This window comes from Geothermobacter hydrogeniphilus (assembly GCF_002898515.1).
Classification (GTDB): Bacteria; Desulfobacterota; Desulfuromonadia; order Desulfuromonadales; family Geothermobacteraceae; genus Geothermobacter_A.
In genome coordinates, this window is record NZ_PPFX01000008.1 from 96,587 (window position 1) to 107,514 (window position 10,928).

General features: G+C 59.9%; 11 protein-coding genes. 1 reads left to right on the top strand and 10 read right to left on the bottom strand.

Features of this window, described 5'->3' with window-relative positions; all coding sequences use genetic code 11:
• Nucleotides 1–2: 2 nt before the first annotated feature.
• The 10 genes from C2E25_RS05540 to C2E25_RS05585 all read right to left on the bottom strand — a co-directional run bounded on the left by C2E25_RS05540 (nt 3) and on the right by C2E25_RS05585 (nt 9,066).
• A complete protein-coding gene (locus C2E25_RS05540) occupies nt 3–854 on the bottom strand; it encodes an HDOD domain-containing protein (RefSeq protein ID WP_233189347.1) in 852 nt (283 codons plus the stop codon).
• Nucleotides 855–1,025: 171 nt separating this feature from the next.
• Complete coding sequence (locus C2E25_RS05545) at nt 1,026–1,712, bottom strand: sulfite exporter TauE/SafE family protein (protein WP_199177367.1); 687 nt, start codon at nt 1,710–1,712, stop codon at nt 1,026–1,028.
• Nucleotides 1,696–1,878: a cbb3-type cytochrome oxidase assembly protein CcoS gene (ccoS, locus tag C2E25_RS05550; RefSeq protein WP_103114788.1), complete on the bottom strand. Its 183-nt coding sequence runs from the start codon at nt 1,876–1,878 to the stop codon at nt 1,696–1,698. Before ccoS ends, C2E25_RS05545 begins: the two co-directional genes overlap by 17 nt.
• Nucleotides 1,860–4,322: a heavy metal translocating P-type ATPase gene (locus C2E25_RS05555; RefSeq protein WP_103114789.1), complete on the bottom strand. Its 2,463-nt coding sequence runs from the start codon at nt 4,320–4,322 to the stop codon at nt 1,860–1,862. The genes ccoS and C2E25_RS05555 overlap by 19 nt, the downstream gene beginning before the upstream one ends.
• 1 nt (nt 4,323) lies before the next feature.
• The gene (locus C2E25_RS05560; RefSeq protein ID WP_158247142.1) at nt 4,324–4,776 is read right to left on the bottom strand and encodes a FixH family protein; all 453 of its coding nucleotides are present in this window, start codon (nt 4,774–4,776) and stop codon (nt 4,324–4,326) included.
• 31 nt (nt 4,777–4,807) lie between these two features.
• Nucleotides 4,808–6,049: a 4Fe-4S dicluster domain-containing protein gene (locus tag C2E25_RS05565; protein ID WP_103114791.1), complete on the bottom strand. Its 1,242-nt coding sequence runs from the start codon at nt 6,047–6,049 to the stop codon at nt 4,808–4,810.
• Nucleotides 6,050–6,101: 52 nt separating this feature from the next.
• Complete coding sequence (locus C2E25_RS05570; protein WP_103114792.1) at nt 6,102–6,593, bottom strand: c-type cytochrome; 492 nt, start codon at nt 6,591–6,593, stop codon at nt 6,102–6,104.
• A gap of 48 nt (nt 6,594–6,641) precedes the next feature.
• Nucleotides 6,642–6,782 (bottom strand): cbb3-type cytochrome oxidase subunit 3, encoded by a 141-nt coding sequence (locus tag C2E25_RS05575; RefSeq protein WP_103114793.1) that lies wholly within the window; start codon nt 6,780–6,782, stop codon nt 6,642–6,644.
• Nucleotides 6,782–7,645 (bottom strand): cytochrome-c oxidase, cbb3-type subunit II, encoded by an 864-nt coding sequence (gene ccoO, locus C2E25_RS05580; protein WP_103114794.1) that lies wholly within the window; start codon nt 7,643–7,645, stop codon nt 6,782–6,784. Before ccoO ends, C2E25_RS05575 begins: the two co-directional genes overlap by 1 nt.
• 2 nt (nt 7,646–7,647) lie before the next feature.
• Entirely contained in the window at nt 7,648–9,066 is a 1,419-nt protein-coding gene (locus C2E25_RS05585) for a cbb3-type cytochrome c oxidase subunit I (protein ID WP_103114795.1), read from the bottom strand.
• Nucleotides 9,067–9,311: 245 nt separating this feature from the next.
• On the opposite strand from C2E25_RS05585, the gene C2E25_RS05590 reads away from it, so the two are divergent.
• Complete coding sequence (locus tag C2E25_RS05590; protein WP_103114796.1) at nt 9,312–10,883, top strand: sensor histidine kinase; 1,572 nt, start codon at nt 9,312–9,314, stop codon at nt 10,881–10,883.
• Nucleotides 10,884–10,928: the final 45 nt, after the last annotated feature.

Sequence of the window (10,928 nt, forward strand, 5' to 3'; positions counted from 1 at the left end):
CTTCAGGCCAGGTAAACCGCCCGTTCGTCTTTGAACGATTCACTGAACTCCTTGCAGAAGGTGTTCAATCTCGCTTCTTCAAGTCGTAGTGCCCTGGCTCCGGGCAATGTCCACAATTCACCCTCCGAGTGGGGAAGACGATAGCCCACGTTCAGGTGCCGACAGATGCCGCTCGCGAGGTTGACGGTTGCCGTCAGCGTGCAGACTTCTTCCGGACAGTCGTCGGGCAGGGCAAAATCGTGGTGATGAAGAATGCACTGTACGAGAGTCGCCGGAAAATTCCAGCGATCCAGCACCGCGGCACCGATTTCCGCATGGGTGAACTGGTAGAGCTCTTTTTCCAGCTGATGACTGGCGGATTCGCCGAGAACTTCGGCGTCCGCTATCCGGCGATACTGTTCCCGGCTGTGATTGTTCATGATGATTCGTCCGATATTGCTGAACAGCCCCGCCAGAAATGCTTCTTCAGGATCGATGACCGCAATGCCGTTGGCGATGATTCTCGCGGCAATGGCGCAGCCGATGGAATTTTCCCAGAGCATGCGTTCGTAAACGCCGAAATGTTTGTTGATGCCACGCAGACTGGCTTCAAGTACCAGGTGTCGCAGGTGGCTTTCACCGAGAATGACGATGGCGTGGTTCAGGGTTGCGACATGGTTGCCGGTATAGAACAGGGGGGAATTGGCGGTCTTCAGCACCCGTGCGGAAACCGCCGGATCGCGCGCGATAATCTCCGCGAGCTTGTTGGCGGAACCGTTCGGGTCCTGCATGATCTGCAGGGCCTTGACGGCGATGACCGGCGTCGGTGGGAGATCGCCGAGCGATTCTATGACGTTGCGAAAATTCAGGCTCATCGGCATCGGGCTGGTTCATGATCCGCTTTCTTTCACAGCATATCGGCGGATGCGGGAAAATCCTTAATCAAAAACCGGAACCGATGTATTGAGCCCTGGGGGCTCGGGCAAGTGAACCCGTGAATTTTTGCCGGATGAGGGGACAGGCAGTCCTGCCGTTCTCACCCCGGTTCAGGCTCCATAAAACATCCGCAGGTGCTTGATCAGGTGCAGCAGACCGATGGCGGCGACCATGAGACCGGCTCCACGCACCATCCAGAGTCGTGCCTTGCTGCTCAGCCAGTGGGCCGCGGTGCCGAATCCGAGCAGGGCCGGCGTGGTGCCAAGACCGAAGGCCGCCATAATGGCCCCTCCACTCAAGGGATGACCGCTTTGTGCCGCGGTCATCACCATGGCATAGAGGAAGCCGCAGGGGAGCCAGCCCATCAGCAGCCCGAGCGGCAGGGCCGACAGGGTCGGCGGCAGACTGCGGAAGCGCGTCAGCAGACCGGTCATTATTTTCATCGGGCCGGGAAATTCCAGCCGGTTGAGGTTCCAGTAACTGAACAGACCGGCAGTGCCGAGTCCGAGCAGGATGACAAACAGATCGGAGAGGACCAGCAGGACACGGCTCGCGCCGTGCAGCGTTCGGGTCAACTCCATGGTTGAACCGATCCAGCCGACGATGATGCCGATCAGTATATAGGTTGCCACCCGGCCGGTGTGATAGAGCAGGTGGAAGGGCAGTCCCCCCCGCTCTCCCTGTCGGGAGATGCCGAGGCCGGCAACCAGCCCGCCGCACATGCCGATGCAGTGTCCGGAACCGAGCAGACCGGTCACCAGGGCCATGGAAACCACGGGGTCAGTCATCGTCGGCATGATCATCCTCCTCTGCCGGGGACACCGGATCGTCATCCAGCATCCGGTATTTCGGTCCTTCCATATCGTCGAATTCCCCCTTTTTAACGGCCCAGAGAAAGATCAGCCAGGCACCGGTACCGATACAGAGGGAGAGAAAAATCAGGATCAGGGTTGAACTGAGCATGGGACCTTGCCGGGGGAATGTTGAGTTCGCGGCGGCAGGGGGCCCCGCCGGGCAAGACGCAGGGAATTGCCGACCACACAGACCGAACTGAAAGCCATGGCCGCCGCAGCGACGATCGGCAGCAGTTGTCCCGCTGCCGCCAGCGGCAGGGCAACCAGGTTGTAGGCAAATGCCCAGCCGAGATTCTGGCGGATGATGGCGAGCCCCCGGCGGGAGAGCATGATCGCTTCCACCAGGCGCCGCAGGTCGGGACGGGTCAACACCAGGTCGGAGTTCTCCAGGGCGATATCGGTACTTCCATCCATGGCGCAGCCGATCTCCGCCTCCGCCAGGGCCGGGGCATCATTGATGCCGTCGCCGACCATCATCAACTGCTGTCCGGTCGCTTTCAGCTGGTGGAGCCAGGCCGCTTTCAACTGGGGAGTCAGGCCGGCATGGATTTCATCGATGCCCACCTGTTTGGCGATCGCCCGGGCACTTGTTTCGCGGTCACCGGTTAACATCACGGTTCGCAGGCCCATGGCATGCAACTGGTCAACGACTTCGGCGGCTTCGGGACGCAGGCAGTCGGTGAGCAGAATGCAGCCCAGGTAGCGGGCGCCTTTGGAAACATGGACTTCGCTGGCTGCCTGTCCATGGTTGACGATTTCAGCAGGAATTTGATGAGGCTGGAACGCCCGGTTGCCAACCCGGATCTCTCCGTCGGGACCGTCTGCCGCCACCCCCTGCCCGGGGATTGTCCTGGCACCACCCCGCAGGGGAATGGGCAGGTTTCTGTTCCGGGCAGCGGCCAGGATGCCGCGGGCGATGGGGTGACTGGATCCTGCTTCGACAGTGGCTGCGGTCAGCAGCAGCTCCTCGCTGCTGCATCGCCAGGGGAGCAGTTCCACAACCTGCGGTACGCCGAGGGTGAGGGTGCCGGTTTTGTCGAAGGCCACCGTATCCAGGCGGCCGGTGCGTTCGAGGATATCTCCGCCCCGGAAGAGGATTCCCCGGCGTGCCGCCTGTCCGGTGGCGACCAGGACCGCTGTCGGTGTCGCCAGGCCGAGGGCGCAGGGGCAGGCGATAACCAGCACCGCCACCGCGTTGAGCATGCCGGCGACCGGATTGCCGCCGATCAGCCACCAGCCGATGAAGGTCGCCAGCGACAGTGACACGACCAGGGGGACGAACAGGGCCGCGACCCGGTCGGCCAGGACCTGGATCGGCGCGCGGCGGGCCTGGGCCTCTTCTACCAGGCGCGCGATCCGGGCAATGAAAGAGTCCTCGCTGATACAGGTCACGCGCAGGGTGACGGCCGTGGTCAGGTTCAGGGTCCCTGCGGAAATTCTGTCGCCGGGACGCTTGCAGACCGGCAGCGGCTCTCCGGTCAGGGCCGATTCATCGATTTCGGTACTGCCGCCGGCCAGTGCTCCATCGACCGGAAAACGTTCGCCGGGAGCCACCAGGACCAGGTCACCCGGGTGGAGACTGCTGCTCGGGACCATTTGTTCGCTGTTGCCGTCGATTCGGGTCGCGGTCTGCGGTGCCAGGTTCAGGAGCCGATCAATGCCGGAGGCGGCGCGGTGACGGGCGGATTCTTCCAGCATCCTGCCCAGCAGGATCAGGGTGACGATCATTGCCGCGGTGTCGAAATAGACCTCGGCACCACGAGTCATGGCAAAAAGGCTGTAGCCGTAGGCCGTCAGGACGCCGAGGGCGATCAGCAGGTCCATATTCGGCATTCGGTTGCGCAGACTGCGCCAGGCCCCGTTCAGAAACGGCCAGCCGCAGTAGAAGACCACCGGGGTGGTCACCAGGGCGGCGAGAAGCTGGATGATCTGCTTGCTGCCGCTGCCCATTCCCTGGAAAAAGCCGGCATAAAGGGCAATGGAATAGCCCATCAGCTGCATGGAAAGAAAAGCGGCGGTGCCGAAGCGGATCAGGGTGCTGCGCTGTTGCCGTCGAGCACGATCCCGGACCGCGTCGGCCGTGTGTGGACGGGGCAGGTAGCCGATGCGGGCGATGCGGCGACAGAGCCCGGCGGCATCGGTTTGTTGGGGGTTGAAGCGCAGGCGCAGGCGATGGGTGCCGTAATTGATTCTTGCATCAACAACGCCCGGCGTTCGCAGCAGTACCTTTTCAATCAGCCAGACACAGCTGGCGCAACGGATGCCGTCAAGCAGCAGGTGGATTTCGGCCTGTTGTTCGTTGAGGTGACGGATATGTGGTTCCACCTCGGCGGGGTCGAAGTCGCGTTCGAAAACTCCGGGATTGATGCCCGCTTCCCGCCAGTCACGCCTGCGGTAAAAATCCTCCAGACCGGCACCATGAATCAACTGGTAGACGCCATGACAGCCGTGACAGCAGAAGTTCAACGTTTTGCCGTCATGTTCGCTCGTAACAAGGTCCGCGGGGGGGATCGGCAGTCGACAGTGGTCGCATTGCGGGAGAGGCCGGTCCATATCAGAGGTTCAGCAGCAGTTGCCTGGTCAGCAACGCGCCGTCATGTTCGAACTCGATTTGGGCGCGCAGTTCTCCCGCCAGGCCGGCAGGAAGTTGAAGTTGATAGTTGCCGGGGGAGATTTCATCGAGGTTGAAGTTCTCCGCCTGTTCGGTATGCCGGGAGAGTCGCAGCAACCCTTTGGCGCCGGCAACCGATCGGTTGTTCCCGTCCCGCAGTTCCAGCCGCAAAAGGCGCGACTGCAGATCGGCCGAGACGGTCCAGCCGAGAGTTTTCGCGGCCCGTTTTTCGATCAGCGTATGGTTGTACTTGAGCCCCTTGCTGTAGTAGTCACGGTCACTGACCCTGGTCCCCAGGGTAGCGGCACGCTGCCACGACCAGATGAGAAACAGGACGAAAACGGCAATCAGCAGGCAGATCAGCAAAGGCGCAATGCGGTTTCGGAGAGTGTTCATCATAGGATCCGTTATTCTAACAGAAGCCCCGTTACGGGGGCGAAATTTCCGCCGCCGCTCGTGACAGGCGGCGGCCGGTATCGTCAAGCAGAAGAAATTCGATGGCCTGTCTGCCCGTTGGGACTCGGCTGACGACGACAAAGCTCACTTTCCGGTTGGCTCCCGGGGCCAGTTCGATGTCCCGTGTCTGGCCGCGTAATGCCAGTTTCGTCCCGTCGGTCGTGATTCGGGCCGCCAGGTCATAGCTGTTACGGGTTGCCCCGCGATTGCTGATCCAGGCGGTGAAGAAGGTTGCCAGCGACCCGTCTGCAAGCAGCCTGCTGCGGGCGGTATGGGAAACGGCAACCTTGAGCGTTGCTTCGGCACGCAGGATGACGGCCGTGGTCAAGACCGCCAGCAACAGGCAGAAAACCAGACCGAGCAGCAGGGTGCGGGGATTGAGCAGCGCTCGTATGCCCTGACCCTGTCGGCCGAAACTGTACCGGATCAGCCCGGGCTGCTGCCGTTTGTCCATCACCACCCGGCAGGTATCAAGGCAGCGCCCGCAGTTGATGCACTCGATCTGGTCGCCGCGACGGATATCGATCTCCATCGGGCAGGCACGCACGCAGGAGCCGCACTTGATGCAGCGGCTTCGTTCCGAGTCGGGCAGCTGCAGGGTCAGCGTACCGGGATCGACCAGGGCCGTCTGGAATCGACCATAAGGACAGAATTCGCGGCACATCAGGCGCCTGACAAGGGCCAGGTCGATGTAGACAAGCGATGAAATCACGACCAGCGTACCCCATGCCGCGGTTGGGAGTTCCCCGTTGAGAACCTGGCTGAAAAAGGTTCCCGGGGCGATGAAGTACCAGATCAGATTGGCCGCGACCAGCAGCGCCAGCAGCAGATAACAGCAATGGGTGAGAATTTTTCGCCACCCGTCGCCCTGCAGGCGGTTCTTGTTGATTTTCAGCCCGAAGCGGTGGGCGATCCATTCGGCGATGTCGCTCAGGGTTGTCTGCGGGCAGGCCCAGCCGCACCAGACGCGGCCGAAAACCAGCGTCATCAGGAGAAACCCGAGTCCGAAGGCAAGGGTGAAAAAGAGCATCAGGTAGAGTTCCTGAATGCGCAGGATCTGCCCGTAGAGGTGGAGGCTGCGCCGGCCGATATCAATGCGCAGCAAGCTGTCGCCATTCCAGCTTCCGAAGGGGATCAGCAGAATGGAGAGCGTGGTCAGCCACTGAAAGCTGTTTCTCCAGCGGCCAAGTCTGTGGGGGCGGGAAGAACTCATGGAATGAACGCGGGGGTGACCGGGGTCACCCCCGCGATCCTGTTGTTCCTGGTCACTTCAATGAGAGGACAAAGCCGACGACGTTGGTCAGGTCTTCCGCCGAGAGTTGCGTGCCGAAAGCCGGCATGCCGTTGGGCCGTCCTTTGGAAATCGTTTCGCGAACAGTCGTCGCATCGCGCCCGTAGCGATAGGTCGCGGCGGTCAGGTCAGGTCCGATGCCGCCTTCTCCCTCCGGGCCGTGGCACATGGCGCAGTTGCCGGCAAAGATTTTCTGTCCGGCTTCAATGCTGAATTGTCCCGGCCGGGTGGTCGAAGCTGAGGTGTCGGGCGCGGACCTTGTCACCAGTTGCTGGTGCGCGGCCATTTTGGCCTGGAACTCGGCATCGCTGCTCCAGCCGCTGAGCAGGAAGTAGGCGGAGAAAATCACGCCCCAGATAATCAGTCCGTAAAAAAGAATATAGAAATAGAGCGGCGGTCTCTGGTCGTGGTTTTCAACGATGCCGTCAGCGTGCTGCTCATCCTGATGATGGTCTGAAGTACTCATGGGTATCTTCCTTGTCAAGGTTCCAGGTCACAGATTCAGGAATCGGTGTCAGTCGTCGTCAAGCATCCGGTATTTCGCTTCTTCGTTCTGTTCCCGGTTCTTGCGGCTGTAGGTGTAGCGGACAATCAGAACAAAGATGATGAACAGTCCGAACGTGACGCCGAGGTAGAGTATCGAGGCCCAATCCATCAGTGTTTCGCCTCATTTTTCAGGAAATTGACCATTTTCCACAACCGGTCAGACCCGATTGCCGAGAAAGGCGGCATGCCGTCCTCGGGGAAACCGTTGAAGAGGATCTGGTAAAGGTCGGCATCGGGCATGTCCAGATCGGTCAGTTCAGGGCCGATTTCTCCCTGCAGTTTTTCGCCGTGGCAGGCGGCGCAGTGCTGCATGTAGAGCGCCTTGCCCGCGTCAAGCACGGTCAGGTCATCCTGATAGGGGTTGTGCAGTTCTCCAACCACCAGAGTTTCCGCGGTCTTGCGCCAGGGAATGCCGGTACCGAGTTTCTGCAGATAGGCGACGATGGCATCCATCTCGTTTTTGCCCTTGAGGGCGTCGATTTCCGCCTGTTCATACGGGAAGCCGAGAACATCCATCTTGTGGCGGATGTTCTGTGGATCAAGAAGATTGTTTTTCAGCCATCCGTAGTCGGGCATGTTGCTGCGCGGCACCATCGCCCGCGGCGATTCCATGTGCTTGTAATGCCAGGCATCCGGGTATTTCCCGCCGATTCTAGCCAGATCGGGACCGGTCCGCTTGGACCCCCAGAGGAAGGGACGGTCGTAGACGAATTCTCCCGACTTGGAATAATCACCGTAGCGCAGCACCTCGGTCACCAGGGGACGGATGGTCTGGGTATGGCAGTTGTTGCAACCTTCGCGGATGTAGATGTCCCGCCCTTCCTGTTCGAGCGGATTGTAGGGGGTGACGGTGGCGATCCGGTCGGCATCGGTGTTGACCCAGGCGAAGGGCAGAATCATGGTGACGATGGTGCCGACCATGATGGCCGCGGTTGCCAGGACCAGCAGCAGAACAGGTTTCCTCTCCCACATGATCAGGCCCTCCCTTCCACGGCGGTTCTTTCCGAAGCGGGAGAAACTTCCCCCCTGCGGGTTGTCATCACCAGGTTGTAGATGAAGACGATCACGCCGAACAGGAAAATGATCCCGCCGAATACCCGTGCCCACCAGTAGGGGTACATCTCGACCATGGTTTCCATGAAGGAGTAGGCAAGGCTGCCGTCGCTGTTGGTTGCCGTCCACATGCCGGCCTGCAGCACCCCGGCAATCCACAGGCTGATGGTCCAGATCAACTGGCCGATCAGGATCAGCCAGAAATGCAGGTTGGCCAGCGGGACGCTGTAGAGTTCACGGCCGTAAACGCGTGGAACCAGGTAGTAGATGCTGGCAAAGGCGATCATCGATACCCAGCCCATGGTTCCCATGTGGATGTGGGCCGGCACCCAGTCGGTGTAGTGGATAAACGCGGAGAAGGAGCGGATCGCCTGCATCGGACCCTGCAGGGTCTGCAGCCCGTAGAAGGTGATGCCGATAATCAGGAACTTGACCAGGTAGTTCTCCCGCATCTGGTGCCATTGGCCCCGCATTGACAGGTAACCGTTGAAGACGCTGCCCCAGGAAGGAGCTATCAGCATCACCGAAAAGGCCATCGCCAGGGTTTGAATCCAGTCGGGGACGGGTGTCCAGAGCAGGTGATGGGCGCCGGTCCAGAGGTACATGAAGATCAGGCTCCAGAAGGCGATGATCGACATCCGATGGCTGTAGATGGGAACTCCGGTACTTTTCGGCAGGACATAGTAGAACATGGCCAGCGGCGGAGCCGTCAGCACCATGGCGACCGCGTTGTGACCGAACCACCAGTGGACGTTGGCGTCGTTGGTGCCGGCATAGGCCGAATAGGATTTGAACAACGAAACCGGGACCTCCGCGCCATCAACGATATAAAGGATGGCCACCCCGACGATCGAGGCCATCATGTACCAGAGCGAAATGTACATCTGTTCTTCACGACGCTTGATGATGGTCATGATGATGTTGATGGCGAACGCCACCCAGAGGATAACGACCATGATATCGACCGGCCATTCGAGTTCGTGGTACTCCTTCGAAGTTGTGTACCCGAGCAGCAGGGTGATGGCGGCGGTGATGATGGTGGCATTGAAAAACCACAGCTGAAAACGTGCCAGCTTGTCACTCCAGAGACGTGTTTTGCAGAGTCGCTGGACCATGTAGAGGAACAGGGCGAATGTGGTTCCGACCGCCCAGCCGTAAATTCCGGCATTGGTATGCAGCGGCCGCAGGCGACCGAAAGTCAGGTAGGGGGGGAAGTTCAGAGCCGGTTCGACCATCTGCAGCGAGACGATGACACCGACCATGATGGACACCAGACCCCAGATAATGCCCCAGTTGATAAAGCTCCTGACAATGTCGGTATTGTAGTTCGGTTTTTCCATGGCAGCTCCCTCGGCGCGTCAAAAATGGATCAGCATTAAACGTTGCAATTCTAATAAAGGGGGATTTAATGTCAAGCAACGCTAATTTATGACCAAAACGGTCACAATATAGGCGGGGGAAAAGGAGTTTGTCAAGCTGTTTATTCGCCGGCTTCAGGAAGGAATGTCGCCTCCGCTTGACAGCCGGTGGTCCCTGTCCTATTCTGCAATTTCTGGAGTATTCTTTTTTGATATCAGGAATTTAGATGAAAATGACAATCGGCCGAAAGCTGTTTCTCTACACCAGCTCGTTGCTGGTCGTGGTGCTGCTGGCCACCTTCCTGCTACTGGAGCGCAACCAGTCGCGTCAATGGGAAGAATACCTGCAGGAACAGAGCTTTTCATTTGCCCGGTTCGCCACTCCCGAGGCTCTCAAACTGTTTCGTGGTCGGTTCCAGGATGGTGACCGGCAGACAATTGAGCATGTCGGCGAATTCCTTTCTTTCAACCAGGATCTGATCCGGTTCAGCCTCTATGCGCCCGGTGGGCGTATTCTTTTTCAGTCGCCGCGGTTTCCGGCGTTTATCGATCTTGATATTCCGGATGACTGGCAGGCTCTCTCTCCTGAACGCCTGCAACAGGGAGAACTCAGCAGCAGGACCCGGCGATTGCCCGACGGCCGGCGTGTTCTGGATTTGCTGGTCCCGGCCCATGGTCCGACCGGGGCGCGGGTGCTGACCGCGCGTTACCTGGTCAGTTATGATCGGGTCGACCGCCGCCTGATCGAAGCCCGTCAGCGGTTTGCGCTGATCGCCATCAGCGCGCTGGGAGTCTCACTGCTGTTGGCGGCGGCCGCGGCGAGGCGTTTCACCCGGCCGCTCAAGATTCTGACCGAAGGGGTCAAGGCGATCGGCGAAGGAGACCTGCGGACCCGGATCCCGATGGAGCGAAACGATGAGATCGGGGCCCTGGCTGCAGCGTTCAACCAGATGGTGGCCAGCCTCGCCGCCAGTCGCAGCGCCCTCACCGAGACCAATCGTCAGTTGCGTCGGGCCAACGATGAATTGCGCGACATGCAGGAACAGTTGCTGCGTTCTGAACGTCTGGCGGCCATCGGTCAGCTCGCGGCAGGTGTTTCGCACGAGATCGACAACCCGGTCGGCATCATTCTCGGTTATGCGGAACTGCTGTGCGAGGACCTCCCGGCGGACGATCCTCGCCGCGAAGATGTTCTGGCGATCATCGAGGAGTGCCGACGCTGCCGTCGTATTACCGGCGGTCTGCTCGGGCTGGCCCGGACGGCGCCGGATGAGGTTTTGCCCGTTGATCTGGCGTCCCTGATATCCTCAGTGCTGGAGTCGCTGCGGCCACAGAAACTCTTCCGCCGGGTTGACCTGGAACTCCAGGCGGCTCCGCAACTGCCTGCTATCTCGGGAGATCCGGACCGGTTGCGGCAGGTCTTTGTCAACCTGTTGCTCAATGCCGCTCAGGCGATGGGGGGCAGTGGCAGGGTCGTGGTTTCGCTGGGAGTTGAAGAGGAAAACCTTGTCGCTTGTGTTCACGACAGCGGTCCCGGGGTGCCGTCTGGGATGGAAGAGAGCATTTTTCAGCCGTTTGTCACTACCAAGGGGTGCGAAGAGGGGACCGGACTCGGGCTCTCTCTCTGTCGCAAGCTGATCGAGGATCAGGGGGGACGACTTGAACTGGCGGCGGCGGATGCGGGAGCCTGTTTCAAACTGGTTTTTCCGTTATATGGCCGGGACCGGCAATCGTCATCCGGAGACCGCCCCGGTGAGGAAAAAAACTTTGACAAGGCTTCGGCCGATTCTTTAGTGTGAAGTAGAAACCCCCGTCCTCTGGACGGGGTCAGAGTCCTTTGGCTT